The 22,280-nt window shown below is 42.1% G+C and carries 22 protein-coding genes; 20 read left to right on the top strand and 2 right to left on the bottom strand.

Annotated elements, in window-relative coordinates; translation table 11 throughout:
* Window positions 1–29 precede the first annotated feature (29 nt).
* The 20 genes from AKG39_RS08900 to AKG39_RS08805 all read left to right on the top strand — a co-directional run bounded on the left by AKG39_RS08900 (window position 30) and on the right by AKG39_RS08805 (window position 19,827).
* Complete coding sequence (locus AKG39_RS08900) at window positions 30–542, top strand: GNAT family N-acetyltransferase (protein ID WP_050740037.1); 513 nt, start codon at window positions 30–32, stop codon at window positions 540–542.
* A 77-nt stretch (window positions 543–619) separates the two neighbouring features.
* Window positions 620–1,489 carry a polysaccharide deacetylase family protein gene (locus AKG39_RS08895; RefSeq protein ID WP_050740036.1) on the top strand — a complete coding sequence of 290 codons (870 nt, stop codon included), beginning with the start codon at window positions 620–622 and terminating at the stop codon, window positions 1,487–1,489.
* Entirely contained in the window at window positions 1,461–2,348 is an 888-nt protein-coding gene (locus AKG39_RS08890; protein ID WP_050740035.1) for an NAD-dependent epimerase/dehydratase family protein, read from the top strand. The genes AKG39_RS08895 and AKG39_RS08890 overlap by 29 nt, the downstream gene beginning before the upstream one ends.
* 14 nt (window positions 2,349–2,362) lie before the next feature.
* Window positions 2,363–3,520 carry a carboxylate--amine ligase gene (locus tag AKG39_RS08885; protein WP_050740034.1) on the top strand — a complete coding sequence of 386 codons (1,158 nt, stop codon included), beginning with the start codon at window positions 2,363–2,365 and terminating at the stop codon, window positions 3,518–3,520.
* 14 nt (window positions 3,521–3,534) lie between these two features.
* Window positions 3,535–4,020, top strand: coding sequence for a PssD/Cps14F family polysaccharide biosynthesis glycosyltransferase (gene pssD / locus AKG39_RS08880; protein ID WP_050740033.1), 486 nt, complete (start codon window positions 3,535–3,537; stop codon window positions 4,018–4,020).
* Window positions 4,017–4,499: a PssE/Cps14G family polysaccharide biosynthesis glycosyltransferase gene (gene pssE / locus AKG39_RS08875; protein WP_050740032.1), complete on the top strand. Its 483-nt coding sequence runs from the start codon at window positions 4,017–4,019 to the stop codon at window positions 4,497–4,499. The genes pssD and pssE overlap by 4 nt, the downstream gene beginning before the upstream one ends.
* A gap of 48 nt (window positions 4,500–4,547) precedes the next feature.
* Entirely contained in the window at window positions 4,548–5,444 is an 897-nt protein-coding gene (locus AKG39_RS08870; protein ID WP_050740031.1) for an ATP-grasp fold amidoligase family protein, read from the top strand.
* Between the two features lie 84 nt (window positions 5,445–5,528).
* Window positions 5,529–6,350: an ATP-grasp fold amidoligase family protein gene (locus AKG39_RS08865; protein ID WP_242852583.1), complete on the top strand. Its 822-nt coding sequence runs from the start codon at window positions 5,529–5,531 to the stop codon at window positions 6,348–6,350.
* 28 nt (window positions 6,351–6,378) lie between these two features.
* Window positions 6,379–7,260, top strand: coding sequence for an ATP-grasp fold amidoligase family protein (locus tag AKG39_RS08860; protein WP_050740029.1), 882 nt, complete (start codon window positions 6,379–6,381; stop codon window positions 7,258–7,260).
* Window positions 7,261–7,312: 52 nt separating this feature from the next.
* Entirely contained in the window at window positions 7,313–8,188 is an 876-nt protein-coding gene (locus tag AKG39_RS08855) for an ATP-grasp fold amidoligase family protein (protein ID WP_050740028.1), read from the top strand.
* A gap of 78 nt (window positions 8,189–8,266) precedes the next feature.
* A complete protein-coding gene (locus AKG39_RS08850) occupies window positions 8,267–9,136 on the top strand; it encodes an ATP-grasp fold amidoligase family protein (RefSeq protein WP_242852582.1) in 870 nt (289 codons plus the stop codon).
* Window positions 9,118–10,248, top strand: a complete 1,131-nt coding sequence (locus tag AKG39_RS08845; RefSeq protein ID WP_050740026.1) for a glycosyltransferase family 1 protein — start codon at window positions 9,118–9,120, stop codon at window positions 10,246–10,248. The genes AKG39_RS08850 and AKG39_RS08845 overlap by 19 nt, the downstream gene beginning before the upstream one ends.
* The gene (locus AKG39_RS08840; RefSeq protein WP_050740025.1) at window positions 10,245–11,321 is read left to right on the top strand and encodes a glycosyltransferase; all 1,077 of its coding nucleotides are present in this window, start codon (window positions 10,245–10,247) and stop codon (window positions 11,319–11,321) included. Before AKG39_RS08845 ends, AKG39_RS08840 begins: the two co-directional genes overlap by 4 nt.
* 37 nt (window positions 11,322–11,358) lie before the next feature.
* Window positions 11,359–12,594, top strand: a complete 1,236-nt coding sequence (locus AKG39_RS08835) for an O-antigen ligase family protein (RefSeq protein ID WP_050740024.1) — start codon at window positions 11,359–11,361, stop codon at window positions 12,592–12,594.
* A gap of 12 nt (window positions 12,595–12,606) precedes the next feature.
* Window positions 12,607–13,503: an ATP-grasp fold amidoligase family protein gene (locus tag AKG39_RS08830; RefSeq protein WP_083439478.1), complete on the top strand. Its 897-nt coding sequence runs from the start codon at window positions 12,607–12,609 to the stop codon at window positions 13,501–13,503.
* Window positions 13,504–13,579: 76 nt separating this feature from the next.
* Window positions 13,580–14,476: an ATP-grasp fold amidoligase family protein gene (locus AKG39_RS08825; protein ID WP_050740023.1), complete on the top strand. Its 897-nt coding sequence runs from the start codon at window positions 13,580–13,582 to the stop codon at window positions 14,474–14,476.
* A gap of 57 nt (window positions 14,477–14,533) precedes the next feature.
* On the top strand, window positions 14,534–15,994 hold the full coding sequence (locus AKG39_RS08820) for a lipopolysaccharide biosynthesis protein (RefSeq protein ID WP_050740038.1): 1,461 nt from the start codon (window positions 14,534–14,536) through the stop codon (window positions 15,992–15,994).
* Window positions 15,995–16,025: 31 nt separating this feature from the next.
* Entirely contained in the window at window positions 16,026–17,342 is a 1,317-nt protein-coding gene (locus tag AKG39_RS08815; RefSeq protein WP_050740022.1) for a UDP-glucose dehydrogenase family protein, read from the top strand.
* 44 nt (window positions 17,343–17,386) lie between these two features.
* Window positions 17,387–18,424, top strand: coding sequence for an SDR family NAD(P)-dependent oxidoreductase (locus tag AKG39_RS08810; RefSeq protein WP_050740021.1), 1,038 nt, complete (start codon window positions 17,387–17,389; stop codon window positions 18,422–18,424).
* Window positions 18,421–19,827 carry a tyrosine-protein kinase domain-containing protein gene (locus AKG39_RS08805; RefSeq protein WP_050740020.1) on the top strand — a complete coding sequence of 469 codons (1,407 nt, stop codon included), beginning with the start codon at window positions 18,421–18,423 and terminating at the stop codon, window positions 19,825–19,827. The genes AKG39_RS08810 and AKG39_RS08805 overlap by 4 nt, the downstream gene beginning before the upstream one ends.
* Window positions 19,828–20,084: 257 nt before the next feature.
* On the opposite strand, the gene AKG39_RS08800 is transcribed toward AKG39_RS08805, so the two are convergent.
* A complete protein-coding gene (locus AKG39_RS08800; RefSeq protein WP_126981223.1) occupies window positions 20,085–20,624 on the bottom strand; it encodes a hypothetical protein in 540 nt (179 codons plus the stop codon).
* A 126-nt stretch (window positions 20,625–20,750) separates the two neighbouring features.
* Window positions 20,751–22,046, bottom strand: coding sequence for a glutamate-5-semialdehyde dehydrogenase (locus AKG39_RS08795; RefSeq protein WP_050740018.1), 1,296 nt, complete (start codon window positions 22,044–22,046; stop codon window positions 20,751–20,753).
* Between the last annotated feature and the right edge of the window lie 234 nt (window positions 22,047–22,280).

Here is a 22,280-nt window from a genome sequence, read left to right as displayed (position 1 = left end):
TGAAGGACATTAAAAATAGGGAGGAAATTATGAAAAAAGTTTATGAAAAAGATGGGTTTACCTATTATGAATATAAACCGACCATGTTTAAACCATTTTATTTGGAAATGGAAACCTATACTTTTCGTGAAAGAATTCGTTTTTTGTTATCTTATTTTGTGGGATACAAAGTCTTTTATATGATGGAAGGCACTGAATATATTGGGTATTGCGTTGTTGAGAAGAGCGGAAATGGACGGTATCGATTTATTGGAAAGAAAGACATCATTGTGGGACCTATTTTTATTAAAAATCAATTTCGGGGACGAGGTTTAGCGGGTATTCTGAACCATGTGGTTCTTGATGATTTGGGACTTTCGTATATTTATGCCTGGAATTATGTTGATAAATTAAATACCAAGAGCGTGAAGGCCGCACCAAAAGCTGGCTTTGAATATGTCAGTGATGCTGTTATTACCGGTATTGGAAGAAAATTGGCTCTTGTGGAAGGGGATACTGGTGATTTTCGGGTCATGCGATATAAAAATATGGAAAGTGTATAAGCAACCGGTGATTAAAGATCGGGTAGCAGTTTTGATCTGAATCCTGAAGAAGCTTTAATAATTAGGGAGATGCTCAAATGAAGTATACATATTTAACAGTTGATGTGGAAGAATGGTATGATCTGGAATATCTTAAAAAGTACGATGCGGATAAAAGTGTCGAGGTCATACCGGAAATCATCGATTTTTTAGATTTACTGGATGAGTTTCAAATTAAAGCAACGTTTTTTGTGCTGGCCAATGTGGTTGAACGGAATGATGATATCATCCAGGAAATCGCCAGAAGAAATCATTCGATTGGATGTCACGGGTATGATCATGAGTTATTGTATAAAAAAAATCCCGATGAATTTCAGACGGAAGTCTTAAAAGCCAAAGAAATCATCCAGAATTGTATTAAATGTGATGTAGAAGGTTATCGGTCCGCTTGTTTCTCAATGGAACGGGACAAACTGGATGCCATCTCTAAAGTTGGTTACGCCTATGACAGCAGTTATATAAAATTTGAGCAGAATCAGCTTTATCGGAATCTTGATATTAATGGCTTTGAAAGTGTGGATGATCTGGTTTATAAAAATGGAGACTTTTTTGAATACGAAATTCCCACTTTGAAAATCGGAAAATATAATTTACCGATTTCCGGCGGAGGATATTTGAGATTGCTGCCGTTTTGGACACTGCATATTCTACTCAGTATGTATGCAAAACAGAAAAATAATTTTTTGCTGTATATACACCCTTTTGAATTGACCAAGACAAAACTGCCTTTTTCGTCAGAAATCGGCTGGAAAGACAATTTTCGTGTTTCGGTCGGCAGAAAAAGAAATCTTAAAAAAATCAGAAAGGTGATTATGCTTTTACAATCGATGGGCACTGAGTTTTGTACACTTGGACAACAACAGGAAGTGGGGGAAAATAATGAAAAGAGTATTGGTTACCGGCAGTAATGGCTTATTGGGCAAACAGGTGGTGGATGCTCTGCTGCGGGAGAATTTTGAGGTCACCGGCATAGCAACCGGAGATACCAGCGAATGCCGGGACCCGCGGTTTAACTATATTTCTGCTGATCTGACAAATTGGCTGAAAGTGGATGCCATATTCAAAGAAAATGAATTTTCCCATGTTATTCATTTAGCGGGTATCGCACATGTGTTGAAAGGAATGAACATCTCCTGGAGCCGGTATTATCGGGTTAATACCATGATGAGCCGTAAAATTTTTGAATGTGCCAGCGCTGAAAAAACACCGATATTTTTCGCAAGTACCGTGGACGTTTACGGTTTTACCGATGATATCATCAATGAAAGCACCAAACCGAAGCCCATTGGCGATTATGCCAGGTCAAAATACCTGGCCGAGCAGAGTATTTTGGAATTACCGGATCAGCCCTATCTCATTGCCCGGTTCGCTCCGATTTATTCAGAGGAGGACCGTCATGATATGCGCCGCCGCTATTACCTTCGTTTTCCGGAACTGTGTTATCTGATCGGCGATGGGATGGATTATGAGTTTTTGTCCTCGAAAAATGCCGCCGCTCTGATTGTGAAGTGGGTAAAATCCTGGGAGACCATCAGCGGCATTGTGAATGTCTGCGATGAAAAAAGGCACAATACCAAAGCGTTGATTCAAGCGGATCGGGAAAACGGGTGGGCCAATATGGTGCTCTGGATGCCCCGTTGGATTAAAGGACTGGCCCGGGTTTCGGTGGATATGGCTTTTTATAAAAAGCCATTACTTAAATTTTCCGCTTATAAAATAATTTGTCCCATGCAAATCGACCGAAGTCGTTTGAACAGTCTGTTGTAGGAACGGGGGACCATGTGAATTACAGTAAACTGAATGTACTGCTAACCGAAGGGGCGTGCCGACAGACCCTGCCGATGGCAAAAGCCTTTCGGGAGTTAGGCTGTCAGGTGACTACACTTAATAACGGTAACCTGGATGTGGGGAATCTGTCACGGTATCCCAGCCGGAAAATTGTGGATTGCTGTTCGGATCATGATAGTGCCGGGACCAGAGAAGCTATTGACCAAATACTAAAATCCGAACACTACGATCTGGTGGTGCCGATGTCGGATTTCACCGCTGGTCTGTTGGCCAGAGAGAAGGACTATTTCAGCCGGTATGCCAAAATTGGGGTGAATGACTGGGCGGTATTTAATCAGGCCTTTGATAAAACCAATACCATGGCCGTCTGCATGGATAAAAACATATCCTGTCCGAAAACCTATTTGGATGTGTGCTCGGCGGTGTCCCTGGCCGAAATGCGTTACCCGGTGGTGGTCAAACCCACAAGTGCCTGCGGCTCGATTGGTTTTAATATTGCCCCAAATATGGAAAAACTGGTGGAAATCTTGGGTGATGCCGATGAAGCCCTGGGACCCATGCTGATTCAGGAGTACATCCCGCAAAAGGGGAAGCAGTTTAATGCCCATTTGTTTTTGGATAACAACCATGACATTAAGATGGCCCTGGTAGCTGAAAAATGCCGATGGTTCCCGGTAGACGGCGGCGCCAGCACGCTGTGTATGACGGTTGTCCGGCCGGATATTATTGAGATGTGCAGTCGCTTGCTCAAAGAGCTGAACTGGCAGGGGTACTGTGATGTTGATTTAATGGTTGATCCCCGGGATAACATTCCCAAAGTCATTGAGGTGAATGCCAGAATATCAGCCAATGTGAAAATATGCTATTTAGCCGGAATGAATGTTGCCCAATTAATTTTGGAAAATACCTTTGGTGAAAGGGTGACTGAGTATACCGATTATAAAGAGGGCATCCGCTTGAGATATCTGCATACGGATCTGATCTGGTTTATAAAGTCAAAGGATCGATTTAGAGCCAGGCCATCCTGGTTTAGTCTGAAAAACACTTCGGATCAGATTTTTTCAATGAAGGATCCCTTGCCCTGGTTTGGATTTACGGCCCAGGCTTTTAAAAAATACGGCAAAGAAATGAAAAAGCGGGAACGGAAATAATCCAATCCTATTAAATGGAGGTGACGTTAGTCATGAAAGACAACAGGAATAAATCGATTAAAATTTGTTTTATTTCTTCCTCAGGCGGGCATTTCGAACAACTTAAAATGTTAAGTCCATTGGCACAGAATCATGATGTTTTTTGGGTAACCGAAAATTCGGATTACGATGTGCCGACGGATTATTTTTTAAGGCAGACTCGTCCCAGCCACATTAAAAATTTAGGGATTATGTTTCTCAATACCCTGTCATCGATTAGAATTTGGGCTAGGGAGAAACCGGATTATGTGATTACCACAGGCACGTTGGTGGCTCTGCCCATGGCTTTTTTAGCAAAACTGTTTGGAAAAAAATTGATCTATATTGAGACTTTTGCACGGGTGTACGACGGGTCCAGAGCGGGAAAGCTCATGTATAAATTCGCGGATTTGTTCATTGTTCAGTGGGAGACTTTAAAAAGCATTTATCCCGATGCGGTGTATGGGGGGAGTATCTATTGATTTTCGTATGTGTGGGTTCACGAAAATTCCAGTTTAATCGGCTGATTGAAAAAATTGATGAGTTGGTGGGTGCAGGTTTCATAAAAGATGAGGTGTTTGCCCAAACGGCGGCAACCACCTACATCCCCAAGTATATTGAATCAAAACCCTATTTATCCAGCGATGAATTCAGGCTTTATCAGAGCCGCGCCGATCTGATTATAACCCATGGGGGGACCGGTGCCATGCTGGGAGCCTTAAAACTGGGAAAACAGGTGATTGCGGTGCCCCGTTTGTTTAAATACGGAGAGCACAGCGACGATCATCAAACCCAGGTGGCCGGGGTGCTGGAAAATCAGGGCTACCTGCGCTGCGTTTTGGATGTGGATGAATTGCTTGAAACAATCGAGCGCCTGGAAAAAAATCCGATTGAAAAAAAATACACGAATCCTTCACAGGTGGTTTCGATTATTGAGCAGTTTATTATGAAAGGGTCATAGCGTAAAAATTTCGGACGGTTTGTGAAAAATTAAAAGGAGATGTTAAGCATGAACAGTATTTCAAAAAACAGAATATTAGCGCCAATGAATTTATTATATAAAATTTCACCGCAGTTGAATTTGAAAATATTATTTAAAATAAAATTAGGGTATGCGTTAAATCTGGTCAATCCGGTTACGTATAATGAGAAGCTCCAATGGATTAAGCTGTATGAGAAAAACAAACTGATGCCGATCTGCTGCGATAAATATCTAGTCCGTAAATTTATTGAATCTGCCGGCTGCGGCGAGATATTAAATGAACTGTATTGGGAGGGCTTTGATCCTGCCGAAATTCCCTTTGATACCTTGCCGGATACCTTTGTGATCAAGGTAACCCATGGGTCTACCTTCAATATCATTTGCAAAAATAAGCAGGAACTCAACCGTGAAAAAACCGTGGCAACCTTGAACAGATGGCTCAAAGCCAAGTTTCTGCCCTGCTATGGGGAATGGTTTTACGGTGTTGAAAAACCACGGGTGGTGGTTGAGAAATACCTCATCGATACGAAATTAAATGCGTTGTATGATTATAAGATATTTTGTTTCCATGGTGAACCAAGGGTCATTGGGGTGAAAATAAAAAGAGCCGATGACACTATCTTTAACTTTTATGATCCTTGTTTCAATATCCTTCCGGATGCCAAAATGGTCTATAACAATGATGTGATGATGAGCAATGAAAAACCGGATAATTTTGAGGAAATGCTGGATTATGCAAGAATCCTGTCACAGAATTTTTTGCATGTTCGGGTTGATTTATATGATGTGAATGGGAAAGTGATTTTTGGTGAGTTGACTTTTACCCAGGGTGCGGGGCTTAGCAATATTCCGCGTTCATTTGATATGGAATTGGGAAGCTGGCTTAAATTACCGGATATGACCGAATTCATTAACCGATTGTAAATCATGAATACCCTGACTAAAAATCGCTTATTGGCACCAATGAATGTCTTATATAAAATCTCACCAAAATTGGAACTAAAACTTATGTATAAGATTAGAACAGGGTGTACCTTGAATCTGGATCATCCGGTGAAATATACCGAGAAAATACAGTGGATTAAATTGTACGGAAGAAATGAACTCATGCCTCTATGTTGTGACAAATACTCGGTCCGTGCATATGTCAGTTCCTGTGGCTGCGGGGAATTGCTGAACGAACTTTTGTGGGAAGGCTATAATCCTGGCGATATCCCCTTTGATGCCTTGCCGGACGCCTTTGTTATTAAGGTCAGCCACGGGTCCAGCTTTAATATTATCTGCGAAGATAAGGAAAAACTTAACCGGAATAAAACTGTGGCAACCCTGAATAAATGGCTTAAAACCAAGTTTTTACCTTGCTATGGCGAATGGTTTTATGGTATTGAAAAACCCCGGGTGGTTGTGGAAAAATACCTGATTGATCAACAGACCAATGCTTTGTTTGTTTATGGGTTCTATTGTTTTCATGGCGAGCCTAAAATTATTGGGGTGAAAGTACCAAAAAATAACGGGGCTTTGTTCAATGTCTATGATGTGAATTTCAACATCTTTCGGGATGTCACAATGAGCTATAAGAACGATTTGGAATCGGATATTCCAAAACCCAAACATTTGCCGGAAATGCTGGACTATGCAAGACGGCTATCTAAGTGCTTTATCCATGTCCGGGTCGATTTGTATTATGTGGATGAAAAAATAATTTTCGGAGAATTGACGTTTACCCAAAGTGCCGGGTTCAGTAAAATCCTGCCGCATTCCTTTAATGTGAAAATGGGAAGCTGGCTTTCAACAAAGGATATTGGTGGTGTTAAGACGATCAGAGAATAACTAGGGATTATTTGGAGGAAGGATGAGGATGGATAATTTAACTAAAAATTGGATATTGACACCCATGAACCTATTGTATCGCATTTCACCGAAACTAAATTTGAGAATATTGTACAAATTAAAAACAGGGCATAGCTTAAACCTGGATCAGCCGGTTTCATTTACCGAAAAACTGCAGTGGATCAAGTTATATGAGAAAAATGATCTCATGACAAAATGCTGTGATAAATTTTGGGTTCGTAACTATGTTGAGTCTCGCGGCTGTGGGGAAATATTAAATGAATTGTTATGGGAAGGATTTGATCCGGCAGACATTCCTTTTGATGATTTGCCCAACCAATTTGTCATCAAAATAACCCATGGTTCCGGCTTTAATATTATCTGTAAAAACAAAGAATGTCTGGATCGGGACAAAACCGTGGTTTTGTTAAACAAATGGCTGAAAACTAAATATCTGCCCTGCTATGGGGAATGGTTTTACGGGGTCGAAAAAGCCAGGATTGTTGTGGACAAATACTTGAAAAATGAAGAAACAGATGATTTATTTGATTATAAGTTCCTTTGTTTTCATGGTGAACCGAAGATTATTTGTATCGACTCCTGGAAAGATCCCAAAACAGGGGTTGACCTTTATGATATGGATTTTAATTATATACCAGATGGGAAAATGGGAGGGGGCACTGACTTGCCGGTACGTCTTTCGAAGCCGGAAAAGTTTGAGGAAATGCTCGAATATGCAAGAAAGCTGTCAAAGGATTTTATCCATGTCCGGGTTGATTTTTATTATGTCAACGGAAAAATTATCTTTGGTGAGTTGTCATTTACGGATAGTGCCGGTTTTTGTAAAATTACTCCACATACTTTGGATGTCAAAATGGGAAATTGGCTCACACTGCCGGGGAGGGAGTAATTCGAATCAGGGCATTAATTAAATTAACATATTTAACTCGAGGTATAAGACGATGGATAATATTACTAAGAATTGGATACTGACGCCCATGAATCTATTGTATCGCATTTCCCCGAAACTGGATTTGCGCATACTGTATAAATTAAAAACAGGGCATAAATTAAATCTGGATCAGCCGGTTTCATTCACGGAGAAACTCCAGTGGATCAAATTATATGAGAAAAATGAGCTCATGACAAAATGCTGTGATAAATATATGGTCCGGAATTATGTTCAGTCCTGTGATTGTGGAGAAATACTAAATACATTGTTATGGGAAGGATTTGATCCGGCGGATATTCCCTTTGATGATTTGCCTAACCAATTTGTTATCAAAACAACCCATGGTTCCAGTTTTAATATTATTTGTGAAAACAAATGGAAGCTCAACCGCAATAAAACCAGATTTTTACTGAAAAAGTGGTTAAAAAGCAAATATCTGCCCTGTTATGGGGAATGGTTTTATGGTGTTGAACCGCCCAGAATTATCATCGAAAAGCACTTGAAGAACAGAAACCGCAGTGCTTTATTTGATTATCGATTCTTTTGTTTTCATGGCGAACCAAAGCTTATTTATATTGATACCTGGAAGGATGACAAAACAAGGGTTAATCTGTACGATCCTAATTTTAATTTATTGGCCGATTCGATAGGAGAAGATGATCATGATTTTGAAAGCCAGGTATTCAAACCCGATAGATTGGATGAAATGCTGGAGTATTCCAGAAAACTATCGAAAAACTTTTTGCATGTCCGAGTTGATTTTTATTATGTGAACGGTAATATTATTTTTGGGGAACTGTCCTTTACGGAAAGTGCCGGATTTTGCAAAATCACACCACATGCTCTGGATATTAAAATGGGAAATTGGCTTACACTGCCAATCTAAAAAAGTAAAAATAAACGCGTTAATTAACCGGAGGTGTTGTCTGTGGACAATATTGTCAAAAGTAGGATATTGGCCCCAATGAATCTATTGTATAAAATTTCACCGAAGCTGAATTTAAAAATACTGTACAAATTAAAAACCGGTTACACCCTGAGTCTTGAAAATCCTGTGAAATTTACAGAGAAATTACAGTGGATAAAATTGTATGAGAGAAACACCTTAATGACACGATGCAGTGATAAATTCTTAGTCCGGGACTACATCAAATCCCATGGCTGCGGCGCATTGCTAAATGAATTGTACTGGGAAGGATTCGACCCTGAGGAGATTCCCTTTGATGAATTGCCGGATGCCTTTGTCATCAAGGCAACCCATGGTTCAGGTTTTAATATCATTTGCGAAAATAAACGGCTGCTTAATCGGGAAAAAACCATTGCATTACTGAAAAAGTGGTTGAATGCCAAGTTTTTGCTGTGTTATGGGGAATGGTATTACGGTGTTGAAAAGCCCCGAGTCATTGTTGAAAAGTACCTAAAGGATGAGGATCGGGATACCTTGTTTGAGTATATGTTCTTTTGCTTTCATGGGGAACCCCGCTTTATTCATGTCAAAAGGGCAGCGGATAAGGATGCTGCAAATGTCTATGATCTTGATTTTAATTTGATGCCCGATGTTAAAATGGGAGAGGAAGATGATCTTGGCGTAGAACTCCCGAAACCTGAAAATTTGGATGAAATGCTGGAGTGTGCCAGAAAATTATCCAAGGAATTTTTGCATGTCCGGGTTGATTTGTATGAGGTTAATGGAAAAGTGGTTTTTGGTGAATTGTCATTTACCAAAGGTGCCGGTTTTAATAGAATTGCCCCAGCTTCCTTTGATATTTTAATGGGAAGCTGGCTGGAATTGCCAATAAAAGTAGGTGAAAAGTGTTGGATCATAAAGAATTGAGAGTATTAAACATCACCACAACGTATTTCGAACTGGATGGGATTACCAATGTGATTATGAACTACTATCGGGGAATGGACAAATCGGACATGATCATTGATCTTGTGATACCCAATGATATAGGCAAGGCTCTGAGAATGGAACTGGAGTCATCTGGCAGCCGTATTTTTGAACTGAGAGGGAGAACGAAAAAGCCCTTTGCCTACATGAATGAATTATCACAAATTATTAAGGAGAACAACTATGACATTGTCCATGCCCACGGCAACAGCTGCACCCTGGCATTGGAAATGGTCGCCGCGCGAAGAGGCGGCGCAGGAGTGCGCATTCCCCATAGCCACAATACCCGAAATAAACATAAATTGGTGCATCAAATGCTTCGGGGTGTATTCGATGCCAATTACACAAATGCTTTCGCCTGTGGGCAAAAGGCTGGTGAATGGTTGTTTGGGAACAAACCTTTCGAAATTATCAATAATGGGATTGATATCAAAAAATATTCCTATGATATGGAAATACGCCGGCTTTATCGGAATAAATACAATTTAAACGGCAAAAAAGTAATCGGCCATATCGGTTACTTCAGTGAAGTTAAAAATCATGGTTATCTGATTGACATCTTTCATGCCCTCTATCAATTGGATCATACTTATCGGTTAATACTGATTGGGGATGGCGAACGCAGAGCTTTGATGGAGGAAAAGGTCCGGGATCTGGGGCTTGCTGATGCAGTTATTTTCACCGGAAAAACCCTTGCGGTGCCACAGCTGCTCCAGGCCATGGATATGATGGTCATGCCCTCTCTTTTTGAAGGCTTTCCGCTGACTTTGGTTGAGGCCCAGACCGCGTGTCTGCCCTGTTTTGCTTCCGATGCGGTGGCCCGGGAGTCGGCCATTACCGATTTGGTTCAATTCATTCCGTTGGAGAAAACCCCAGCGGAATGGGCAAATATTATTAAGGCCAGCCCTGTGATCAATCGGGCGGAACACAGTCAGGAAACCATCCCGAGAATCATCGATTCAGGCTATAGTATTGGGGATAATGCCAGGTATCTGAAAGAATTATACCAAACATTCATTATGAGTCATGAGAAGGTGGGGGCCACGGAATGAAAGTCGTTTTTATAACACGAAGCATGGAGGCCGGGGGTGCCGAGCGGGTCATTGCGCAATTGGTCAAGTATATGACCGAAAAAAAAACCGAGTGTGCGATTATTACTCTTAATAATGGACCGGCGGCCTATGAGCTCCCGGCGGCAACCGTCCTCCATGCGATTGGTAAAGTATCGCAAAATCGACGGTTGGATAAGATTTTAAAATATGGGGAGGTCCGGCGGCTGGTACAGGCGATCAAACCGGATATTGTGCTGGCCATGCCTGAGGAGATTGGGATCTTTGTGATCCCTGCATTGTGGGGAACGGGGATACCGGTGATTATATCCGAGCGCAACAACCCCAGGGTAATGCCCTGGCGGAAGGGCTCCCGATTGTTTCGCAGGCTGATGTATCCTTTTGCCACCGGTTTTGTTTTCCAGACCGACCAGGCCAGAGACTTTTTCCCGCTGCATATTCGTAACAAGAGTATTGTTTTGCCTAATCCGCTTGATTTGGGACGCCTTCCCAAACCCTTTTGCGGGGCGAAACGAAACGAAATTGTTGGGGTGGGAAGAATGAATAAACAAAAGAATTTCCCGTTGTTAATCCGGGCCTTTGCTTTATTTTATGAAAACCATCCGGATTATGTGTTGACCATTTACGGTGAGGGCGAATTACAGGAAGAACTGGAAAAGTTGGCCCGGGGCCTTTTACCCGAAGCGGCCGTCAGCTTTCCTGGGGTCACCTCGGAACTGCTGGAAAAGATTCGGGGGGCAGCAATGTTTGTGCTTAGCTCTGATTATGAGGGGATGCCCAATGTGGTCATTGAAGCCATGGCAATGGGGGTACCTGTTATTTCAACCGATTGTCCCAGCGGTGGGCCAGGGGCTTTGATTAAGGATGGCAGCAACGGATTGCTTGTTCCGGTGGGGGATGAAATCGCACTGAGTGCTGCTATGGCCAGACTTGCGGATTCCAAAGTGCTTCCCGAGGCTCTTGGCAAAAATGCGTCGAACATTGGGAAAGAACTGGATGTAAAGATTGTCGGAAAAAACTGGATGAGTTATCTAAATCAGCATTGTTTGGATTAGCGAATCAGCAGCATAATTGTATGGGGATGGTGAGAAAATGATAAACAGACAAAAAGTGTTACTTACATTGTATACGAAGTGGGTTTTTGCAGTTCTTGTGCTGAGCCAGCTATTTTTTGATTATACCATCATCAGTCAGGTTGCGATTGTATTGATGTGTATCATGACTGTTTTGGTGTGCATAACCGAGAAACGATTTTGCTTTAGTGTTTACTTTATTTTTGCCCTTTTATTTATAATTCAGAGCTATATCTTTTCTGTTTACGGAATATCCATTAATTCGGAAACCTCTTTAGCCATGACAAAAACCCTGGTCATCAATTTTATTATGGCGTTGGCCATTTACAATTATGTTGTGATTTATGACAACCTCGAAGAAAGCCTGGATGTTTTTGCGGCAATGTCAGTTATCTTGACGATTTTCATTATGATACTGTCATTTCAGAGTATTCTGAGCGTTAGGTTGGGCTCGAATGTGGGTTTTACTGTTTTAGGAAAACCGGTTAGCTTTAGTCCAAACAGTATTGCTTTAATCGCTGGTTTTGCCTATTTAATCTATCTTTATAAATATAACAATACCAAAAATCAGACAACTCTGGTGGCAATGTTCTGGTTGATTTTGGTGGTCCTGTTAACCGGTTCAAAAAAAGGGATTTTGTTAGTGGTGCTGGGAACTCCTCTGATGAACTTTTTATTGGGTTCTGACAAAAAATTTAAAAACATCATCATTTCACTAATCGTTGTATTTGGCCTGTATCAGATCATCATTAATGTCCCTATGTTTTACGACATTATGGGCCAGCGGGTGGAATCCCTGGTGGGTATGGTTATGGGGGGAGAAACAGGGGATGCCTCTTCAAATAGCAGAAGTTCCTACATTGAACTGGGCTGGGATTATTTTTTGCTAAGGCCCTGGACAGGATTCGGATTGGATAACTTTAGGTATTTACCCGATGCCTATCGAACGTATTCTCATAATAATTATATTGAACTCTTATTTTCAGGCGGTATTCCGGCCTTGTTTTTCTTTTATGGTTTTCGGGTTTACATGCTCATCAAGCTGTTTATTAACCGAAACCTTAATAAGATCAATGGATTTTTGTTTGTCAGTTTATTGATTATGATGGTAATGGAGTATGCTTTTGTATCCTATTTTGACAGAATATTTATTATTCTGTTTATATTAATACTAAGTGGCTATGAACTAAATAAAAAGCCAAATATTTCCACGGAAATCGACTATCCCCATGTAGTTAAAGAAATAATTTATTGAGGAAGTGAAACAATGACAGGGAAAAAAAAAATACCAAGGATTAAGGCAAGCTTTTTACACCTATGGCATCTGCCGGCGATTCAGTTTTTTGTACCGGATCGATTTTATCTGAAGCTCCAATACCGACACTACTTTGGGAAAGAGCTGAACTTGGATAATCCCGTAACATTTAACGAAAAACTCCAATGGCTTAAACTGTACGACCGAAAGCCTGAATACACTCAAATGGTTGATAAATATGAAGTGAAGAACTATATTAAGGAAACCATCGGCGCGGATTTTCTGATTCCTCTGCTGGGGGTATACAATAATTTTGATGACATTGATTTTGCTGTGTTGCCCGATCAATTTGTCTTAAAACCGAATCATACCTCAGGAAATGTGTATATCTGCCGGGATAAATCAACAATCGATTATCAGCAGCTCAAGAGTGATGTTGATGGGTGGTTGAAAAGACAGTATTTTTGGGTTCACCGGGAATGGCCCTATAAGAATGTGAAACCCCGGATAATCTGTGAGCAATTTATTTCAGAAAATGATACTGTACCGGATGACTATAAGGTGCTCTGTTTTAATGGAAAAGCAAAATTGATTGAAGTGCATAGTGACCGATTTGGAAATCATCACCAGGATTTTTATAATGGAAAATGGCATAAGATGAAAATATCTCAGGGTTTTAACACCTCTGATCAAAGGCTGGAGAAACCAAGAGCGTTTGATCAGATGATTGCGATGTCTGAAACCTTAGCTCGGGAAATGAATCATGTTCGCATTGACTGGTTTATTGTTCAGGATAAGCTCTATTTTGGGGAAATTACCTTTTTTGACGGGGCTGGGTTTGAACCCTTTGATGATGAGGAAAATGATATGCTCCTGGGAAATTTCATTAACCTGCCGATAAAAAACTGAAATGAGGCTGAGTAATTGTAAGTGGATTTGAATGACCTGATATGGTTAAAGAAAAAAATATTGAGGAGGTGACACAATGATAGAGAAACGAAAGATTCAACAGATTAAGGAAAGCATATCATATCTATGGCACCTGCCAATGGTTCAGGTTTTTGTCCCGGATCGATTATATTTGAAACTCCAATACCGAAACTATTTTGGGAAAGCGTTGAATTTGGATAATCCTGTAACATATAACGAAAAAATCCAATGGTTAAAACTGTACGACCGAAAGCCTGAATACACTCAAATGGTTGATAAGTATGAAGTGAAGAATTATATTAAGAAAACCATCGGCGCGGATTTTCTGATTCCTCTGCTGGGAGTATATAATAATTTTGATGACATTGATTTTGCTGTGTTGCCCGATCAATTTGTCTTAAAACCCAATCATACCTCAGGCGACGTGTATATTTGCCGTGATAAGTCAACAATCGATTATCAGCAGCTTAGGAAAGATGTTAATGGTTGGATGAAAAGGCGGTATTATTGGGTTCATCGGGAATGGCCCTATAAAAATGTGAAACCCCGAATAATCTGCGAAAAATTTATTTCGGAAGAGAATGAAGTACCGGATGACTATAAGGTTCTCTGTTTTAATGGCGTAGCAAAATTGATTGTGGTGCATATGGATCGATTTGGCAATCATCAAAAAGATTTCTATGATAAGGAATGGCATAAAACTGGGATAACCCAGTATTATGAACCCTCTAATTGGACTCATGAAAAACCACATAAATTTGATAAGATGATCGAATTGTCGGAAACGTTAGCCAGGGATATGAGCCATGTTCGCATTGACTGGTTTATTGTACAAGATAAGCTCTATTTTGGGGAAATTACATTTTATCAGGGGTCCGGATTAGAACCGTTTGAGAATGAAAATGATGATATGCTCCTGGGAAATTTCATTAAGCTGCCCTTAAAAACCTGAAAAACGAACTGAAAGCAAAGGATAATTCCAATGACCCAGACAAAGGGGGGACTGAAAATGGAAAACAGCAATTTCAACAATAAGGTTGCGAATGCTACAAAATGGTCATACATTACGGAAATAGCTGCAAAGTTAGTGAGTCCTGTTACCAATATTATTCTAGTCAGAATCCTTGTGCCGGAGGCCTTTGGTGTGGTCGCCACCATCACTATGATCATCAGTTTTGCGGATATGTTTACTGATGCAGGCTTTCAGAAATATCTGGTACAGCACGAATTCAATGATGAGGCTGAAAAGGTCAAAAATGTTAATGTGGCATTCTGGACAAACTTAATATTATCGTTTTTGCTGATGGGCTTAATCATATTATTTTCCGAACAGATCGCAACCCTGGTTGGAAGTCCGAATCTGGGCTTTGTGATTGCCATTTCCAGTGTTCAATTGCCGCTCACCGCTTTTTCAAGTATTCAAATGGCGCTGTACCACCGGGATTTTGACTTTAAGACCCTATTTATGGTGCGAATGGTAGGAATCGCCATTCCTTTTGTTATTACCATTCCACTGGCCTTGATGGGTTTAAGCTATTGGGCACTGATTATTGGATCAGTTATTATCCAGATTTCAAATGCCGTTATTTTAACTTTTAAGTCCAAGTGGAAGCCCGGATTTTTCTATGATCTTAAAATATTAAAAGAGATGCTGTCATTTAGCATCTGGTCGTTGCTTGAAGCCATCTCAATCTGGTTTACAATGTGGGTGGATGCTTTTATTATCGGTAGTGTTTTTAATCAGTATTATCTGGGTCTTTATAAGACTGCCATCATGATGGTGAATTCCTTTATGACACTGATTACCGGCGCTACCATACCCGTTTTGTACTCGGCTTTATCCCGATTGCAAAATGATCACAAAGAATTTATGAATATGTATTTTATTACCCAGAGAATGGTCTCGGTTTTTGTATTCCCTTTGGGTGTCGGTGTGTTTTTGTACAGTGATCTGGTGACGGCAGTACTTCTGGGAGATCAATGGAGTGAAGCAAGTAATGTTATCGGGGTATGGGCGCTTACCAGTGCCATCATGATTGTCTTCGGCTATTTCTGCAGTGAGGTATTCAGGGCCAAAGGGCGACCAAGGCTTTCATTTGTGGTTCAAATTATTCATTTGATCTTTTTGGTGCCGGTGTGTATCATCAGCGCCCAGTACGGTTTTTGGCCACTGGTATATGCCAGATCGTTGATTCGGTTTCAAGCCATTGTGGTGGATCTTATCATTATGAAATATGTCATCGCCATTCCGGTGTTGAAAACTTTCCGAAATGTCATTCCCACAGCAGTGGCATCAATCGCGATGGGATTCGTGGGATTTTTATTAAAGCAAGTGAGTTCCAGTTACTTATGGAGTTTTACCTCGATTTTTATCTGTATTGTTTTTTATTTTGGAATATTATGTCTGTATCCAACTATGCGCAGAGATTTATTTGGGGTGGTGCGCAAGCTGAATATTAACCGCTCATAGCTGGAATGCTATTGAAAAGGGAAGGGGAATTATGCTTAATCTGGCAGTTGCAGGAACAGGATATGTTGGGTTGGTGGCAGGGGTGTGTTTTGCGGAAGTGGGACATCAGGTAACCTGTGTGGACATTGATGAGGCGAAAATAAAGCTGATGAAATCCGGACGTTCGCCTATTTATGAAGAGGGTCTGGAAGCGCTTATGCAGAAAAATTATGAGGCCGGTCGACTGGAGTATACCACGGATTATAGGTTGGCTTATGAAAATGCGGATGCTATTTTTATTGGTGTGGGGACACCGGAACAAGGCAATGGTTCCGCCAATCTCAGTATTATCGCAACCGTGGCCCGCCAAATTGCTGAAAGTGTGCTTAAAGATTGTCTGGTGGTTGTTAAATCCACGGTGCCTATCGGCACTAATGATAAGGTGGAACAATTTATTAAAGATTTTCTGGTCCATGATGTTAAGATAGAGGTTGCCTCAAATCCAGAATTTTTAGCTCAGGGAACTGCGGTTAAAAACACCTTGGAGGCGCCGCGAATCATTATTGGAATTGAAAGTGCGAAGGCCGAGAAACTATTAATGGAGATTTATGAACCTTTTCATCTGCCGGTGGTGGCGGTTAGCCGCCGGAGTGCCGAAATGATCAAATACGCCAGCAATGACTTTCTGGCACTCAAAATATCTTATATGAACGATATTGCAAACCTCTGTGAACTGGTCGGGGCCGACGTTCAGGAGGTAGCTTTGGGGATGAGTTTTGATGACCGTATTGGAAACCGGTTTTTAGATGCCGGCATTGGTTATGGGGGTTCCTGTTTCCCCAAGGACACCAAAGCCCTGGATTATTTAGCCCGGGAAAATGGCTATGAGTTGCGGACGGTGAAAGCGGCCATTGATGTAAATAATGATCAAAAGACCATGCTCTATAAAAAAGCCTGTAAACGGCTGATTACCTTTCACCGGTTAAAGGTGGCAGTTCTGGGACTGAGTTTTAAACCCGGAACCGATGATCTTAGAGAAGCACCGTCGTTGTTGAATATTCCGTTGCTTTTAGAACAGGGCGCCGATATTTTCGCCTACGACCCGGTAGCACAAAATAACTTTAGCGCAAAATTTCCGGAAGGTATTAATGACAATGGCAGCATCACTTACGTGAACAGTATCGAGTTGGCACTTGAAAAGGCGAATGTTTGCTTTTTGTTTACAGAGTGGGATTCGATTAAAAGCATCAAACCCAACGTATATGCTGACCTTATGCGAACGCCTTTGGTATATGACGGACGTAATCTTTACGATCCGAAGGAAATGAAAAAAGAAGGGGTGGAATATTATTCCATCGGTAGAAAATAATTGTTTTTATTCATATTGTTTAGCAGGAAAGAAGAGGGGTAACCATGAGAAATGAAACGAGTACGGTTTATCTTATCACTGGGGCAGCAGGTTTCATTGGATATTTTTTAGCAAAAAAACTATTGGATCAGGAGTGTCAGGTCATCGGAATCGATAATATGAATGATTATTACGATGTGCGGTTAAAGGTTAGCCGTCTTGAACAGCTTGAGGCATTTGAGAAGTTTTCATTTATTAAAGGAGACATAGCTGACAAGACAATGGTTTATGAGGTCTTTCAACAGTTTCATCCTGACATTGTGATCAACCTGGCTGCCCAGGCCGGGGTACGGTATTCCATTGAAAATCCGGATGTGTATATCAAGAGCAACGTTGTTGGTTTTTTCAACATTCTGGAAGCCTGTCGCCATTATCCGGTTGAGCACCTGGTGTACGCATCCTCAAGTTCTGTTTACGGGTTAAACAGTAAGGTGCCCTTTGAAGAAACCGATGTTGTGGATTATCCCATTTCTCTTTATGGTGCCACTAAAAAAGCCAATGAGACAATGGCGTATACCTACAGTCATCTTTATAAGATTCCGGCAACCGGGCTTCGTTTTTTTACGGTCTATGGACCATTGGGCCGCCCTGATATGGCTTATTATCAATTTACCGAACGGTATTTTACCGGGGAAGCCATTGAAATATTCAACAACGGTGATTTTGAACATGATTTATATCGGGATTTCACCTATATTGATGATATTATTGAGGGAATTATCCGGTTGCTGCCTAAACCGCCAACCGGGGAAGTGCCCTACAATCTTTTTAATATCGGAAATAGTCGGCCGGTCAGGCTGATGGTTTTTATTGAGACATTGGAAAAATGTCTGAGTCGCTCAACCGGTCGAGAGGTTGTCTTTAAAAAGAAATTTGAACCTTTAAAACCCGGGGATGTATCGACTACCTATGCATCGACTGAGGCGTTGGAAAAGGCAGTGGGATTCAAACCAAAGATATCCATTGAACAAGGGTTGCAGAAATTTTCGGATTGGTTTGTAAGTTATAATAAACTGAATTGCAAGGAGGCGTCGAGGAAATGATGAACGCAAATAATGGTTTTATAGAGCACCGGTCAAGAACTGGTAAAGAAGAAATTGGCATTGGGGATATTGTTCACGCAATTGCTAAAAAATGGTGGCTGGTTCTTGTTTTTGGTCTGTTAATGGGAGCTGCGGCCTATTTTATTACCCGGATAACCTATGTTCCCCTGTACACCGCCAATGCCAGTATGGCACTTAATACCGAGCGGTCCTATGATGTGAGCATGGTAGATACTTACAGTCCGATTTTGATCAGTGACAATGTTTTGGAAAAGGTGGTTGCGGAAACAAAAAGAACCGTTGATCTTGAGATTTTGAGAGATTATATTGTTATTACGTCGCCCAAAAATTCCGGGATTATTAATATTGCGGTATCAGATTTAAATCCCCAGATTGCCATGGACACCGCTAATGCCATAGTTAAGATAGCTCCGGGTGTTATTGCTGAGACCATGAATCGGGGGACCTTTAACACTTTGGATTTTGCCAAAATGCCGGTGGTTCCGGATCCGCCGGAATATTTGAAAAATACGGCAATAGGAGCCATTCTGGGAATAATGATGGGGGTATTAATTGTCATTGGATTAAGAATTTTGTTTCCTAAAATCAGAGGGGCAAAGGAAATTAATGAAAACCTGCGGCTGAGTGTTCTGGGAGAAATCCCCAGAAATCGGGATTTGGAAGATCGCATGAAAACACAATTGATCACGGATCCTGAGGTTGGGGTGCCCTATGTTGAAGCATTCAAACGGCTGGGAATCCATGTGAAAAATATGAAAGTGAAAACAAATTTTAAAACCTTTTTATTGACCAGTGCTATGGAGGATGACGGAAAAACAACGGTTTCGGTTAATCTTTCATTGGTGCTGGCAAGTGCGGGAGCCACGGTGCTTTTTATGGAAGGGGATACTCCTAAATCCAAGGTGTTCAAGCGTCTGGCGATCAAACAAACATTTACAGATCTGAAAAAAGATGGGATTGTGCAGAAAGACCTCATTGCTAAAATACCGGGGATGGATTTGTATGTGATGCCGTTGAAGCCCGAGGAAAACAGAAGTGGTATCACTATCAATGAAAATGATATCAGTGAAATGATGCCGCTGTTGGAGAATGAGTTTGATTATGTAGTCATCGATTCACCGCCGGCTTTTATTCTCAGTGACGCAGCGATGTGGTCGAAATATGTGGATGGTGTTATGCTTGTAGTACGCCAGGAAGAAAGCGGCCTGGATATGCTCATTAAAACAACCAATATTCTGGAAGGCGTCGGCGCCAATATTGTCGGCTGCATCCTCAGCGACACCAAAAATTATCAGTCATCAAAAAAGTCGAACATCTTCAAGCGCTTTTCTTCCCGGAAAATTAAGGACAATCCCAGAGAAGTAATCAAAAAAGAGGCGTAAGCCTCTGGGGGATATTGATACTACCGTACCGACAAATGTTAATCAGTTGTGTGCTTCAACCACGAGAAATGCGCTCCGCTTTTTTCTCGTGGTTCGCAGGCAGTCGCCAACTACAAGCGAGCTTGTGATTGGCTCGTTGCCATCCGCAATTCGGACAGTCTAGCGACTGTTCGCCTTGATGCACACAACACGATGTAACAATTGTCTGTACTGCGTTAGTTTAAAAAAAAAGAGGCTTGAGAGCCTCTTTTTTTGTGCTACTGGATCTGGTCGACGACACCTTGCATTAGGGTGTTGCTGAAGCCGGCGGGGCAGTAGAGGGAATAGGTGAAGTCGGTGGTGGACCAGGTGGCCAGGCCGGCTTCGCCGGGATTGTATTGGTAGAGGACCGGGATTCCGTTGGCGTTGGGAACGGTGCGGGTTTCGGCAAATTTGTCGTAGACGCCGCTGATGTCAGTGGTGGTCAGCCTGGCTTTACGGGCGGTATAGCCGACGCTGCTCAGGGTGAAATCCGCCTGGGCGGTGGTATCGGCAATGGTGTAAAGTTTGAGGTTGCTGATATTATTTGGCAGGCTATCGAAGGTGAAACCCAAAGCGGTTTGAATCTCGGCCAGGGATGATCGTTCAACCATGGGGTTTTTCATTTCGGTGGAATTTCCACAACCGGACAAGCCGATTGCGGCCAGCAGTACCAGAACAAACAACAACATTTTTTTCGATTTCATAATACACCTCTCATCTTTAAAATAGTAGATAATTGCATTAGTATTGTGAGCATTGCTGTAGCGTGTCGACAAACCACTTTGCGGACATTTATTTATCGTCGTGTGCTGCAATTCGTACAGTCTATCGACTGTTCGCCTTGATGCACACAACATGATAAAATAAAAATCCGCAAAGATGTTTGTCACATTACGTTAATGTTATATGGGGCAATCTTCTTCGCTGGGGAGATGGGTGAAGTGGCTTTTGCCGCTGGCGTAATCGGTGACGCATTGGCCGTGGCCCAGGAGTTTGTATTTGTAGCTCAGCAGTCCGTCCAGTCCCACAGGTCCTCGGGCGTGGAGCTTGGCGGTGCTGATGCCGACTTCGGCGCCGAAGCCGAAACGGAAGCCGTCGCTGAAACGGGTGGAGCAGTTCCAGAAAACTCCGGCGGAATCCACCAGGGTCATAAAGGTTTTGGCTGCTGCTTCGGTAGTCGAAAGGATGACGTCGGTGTGGCCGGAACCATAGGTGTTGATGTGGTCAATGGCGGCGGCTAATGAGGGAACGATGCGAATGGCAAGAATATAATCCAGGTATTCGGTTTTCCAATCCTCATCGGTAGCGGTTTCCGCGGAAATGATGTTGCGCACTGCAGCATCGCCTTTAATCCGCACCTCTTTGTTATCAAGGGCAGCCTTTAGGAGGGGGAGCAGGGTTGCGGCAGCCTGTTCGTTGACCAGCAGGGTTTCCAGGGTATTGCAGGCAGCGACATATTGGGTTTTGGAATCCACGATGATATCAACGGCTTGCTTGAGATCGGCATCTTCATGGACGTAGACATGGCAGATGCCATCGGCATGGCCCATAACCGGAATGTTTGAGTTATTCATAATGTATTTGACAAAGTCGTTGGAGCCTCTGGGGATGATTAAATCGATGTACTGATCCAGGGCCAGCATGGCAGTGACGTCTTCACGGGTTTCCAGGTTTTGGATCCAGCCTTCGGGAATGCCGGCAGTTCTGGTGGCATCCTGGATGGTTTTGCAGAGAATGCGGTTGGTTTCCAGGGCTTCCCGGCCGCCTTTTAAAAGAACACTGTTGCCGCTTTTCAGGCAGAGGGTGGAAATCTGAATAAAGGCATCGGGACGGGATTCGAAAATAACGCCGATGACACCGATGGGACAGGTGACCTTGTAAAGATCCAGGCCTTCATCCAATTGGGTGGCCATTTTGGTGGCGCCCAGAGGATTGTCGAGTTCGATGAGGCTGTGAATGCCCTGAATTACGTCGTTGATTTTATCAGCATCAAAGGTTAGGCGTTTGAGCAGCGGTGCGCCAAGATTTTCGGCCTGACTTCTGGCCATATCGGCATTGTTGGCGGCAATGATGGCAGCAGTGTTTTCCTTTAGTCCTTTGGCAATGGCCAAGAGTCCGGCATTGCGGGTTTCGCCATCGGTGGCGGCCAAAGGAATGCTGGCATCCCTGGCGATTCTTCCTCGTTCTTCCATTTGCATGGGCGGGTCCTCCTTGATTTTTGTTTTTGGGTGATTGCAAAATTGTGGTGAGCTTCGCTGTCTGTTTCTATGAAACAATTTTTCCGTTTTACGGCGGACATTTCTCTGAACAGTTCGCCTAGAACGCTACAACAATTGTTTATAGAAAAAGACAACCAAGCAATGTAGTTTGTTTTCTGAAGAAGTAATTGACTATTTGTGTAAAAAAGTATGATGAGCTTTGATGCATGTTTA

The sequence above is a fragment of the Acetobacterium bakii genome (assembly GCF_001263355.1).
Classification (GTDB): Bacteria; Bacillota; Clostridia; order Eubacteriales; family Eubacteriaceae; genus Acetobacterium; species Acetobacterium bakii.
The sequence above is the reverse complement of the archived record's forward strand: the minus strand, read 5'-3'. Positions and strand labels throughout refer to the sequence as shown.

Coding starts and splice junctions, on each gene's coding strand:
- AKG39_RS08805 (WP_050740020.1), top strand. CDS start 18,421: ATGATGAACGCAAATAATGGTTTTATAGAGCACCGGTCAAGAACTGGT.
- AKG39_RS08815 (WP_050740022.1), top strand. CDS start 16,026: ATGCTTAATCTGGCAGTTGCAGGAACAGGATATGTTGGGTTGGTGGCA.
- AKG39_RS08850 (WP_242852582.1), top strand. CDS start 8,267: ATGAATCTATTGTATAAAATTTCACCGAAGCTGAATTTAAAAATACTG.
- AKG39_RS08860 (WP_050740029.1), top strand. CDS start 6,379: ATGGATAATTTAACTAAAAATTGGATATTGACACCCATGAACCTATTG.
- AKG39_RS08820 (WP_050740038.1), top strand. CDS start 14,534: ATGGAAAACAGCAATTTCAACAATAAGGTTGCGAATGCTACAAAATGG.
- AKG39_RS08830 (WP_083439478.1), top strand. CDS start 12,607: ATGACAGGGAAAAAAAAAATACCAAGGATTAAGGCAAGCTTTTTACAC.
- AKG39_RS08795 (WP_050740018.1), bottom strand. CDS start 22,046: ATGCAAATGGAAGAACGAGGAAGAATCGCCAGGGATGCCAGCATTCCT.
- AKG39_RS08840 (WP_050740025.1), top strand. CDS start 10,245: ATGAAAGTCGTTTTTATAACACGAAGCATGGAGGCCGGGGGTGCCGAG.
- AKG39_RS08810 (WP_050740021.1), top strand. CDS start 17,387: ATGAGAAATGAAACGAGTACGGTTTATCTTATCACTGGGGCAGCAGGT.
- pssD (WP_050740033.1), top strand. CDS start 3,535: ATGGAGGTGACGTTAGTCATGAAAGACAACAGGAATAAATCGATTAAA.
- AKG39_RS08895 (WP_050740036.1), top strand. CDS start 620: ATGAAGTATACATATTTAACAGTTGATGTGGAAGAATGGTATGATCTG.
- AKG39_RS08825 (WP_050740023.1), top strand. CDS start 13,580: ATGATAGAGAAACGAAAGATTCAACAGATTAAGGAAAGCATATCATAT.
- AKG39_RS08865 (WP_242852583.1), top strand. CDS start 5,529: ATGTATAAGATTAGAACAGGGTGTACCTTGAATCTGGATCATCCGGTG.
- AKG39_RS08835 (WP_050740024.1), top strand. CDS start 11,359: ATGATAAACAGACAAAAAGTGTTACTTACATTGTATACGAAGTGGGTT.
- AKG39_RS08900 (WP_050740037.1), top strand. CDS start 30: ATGAAAAAAGTTTATGAAAAAGATGGGTTTACCTATTATGAATATAAA.
- AKG39_RS08890 (WP_050740035.1), top strand. CDS start 1,461: ATGAAAAGAGTATTGGTTACCGGCAGTAATGGCTTATTGGGCAAACAG.
- AKG39_RS08855 (WP_050740028.1), top strand. CDS start 7,313: ATGGATAATATTACTAAGAATTGGATACTGACGCCCATGAATCTATTG.
- AKG39_RS08870 (WP_050740031.1), top strand. CDS start 4,548: ATGAACAGTATTTCAAAAAACAGAATATTAGCGCCAATGAATTTATTA.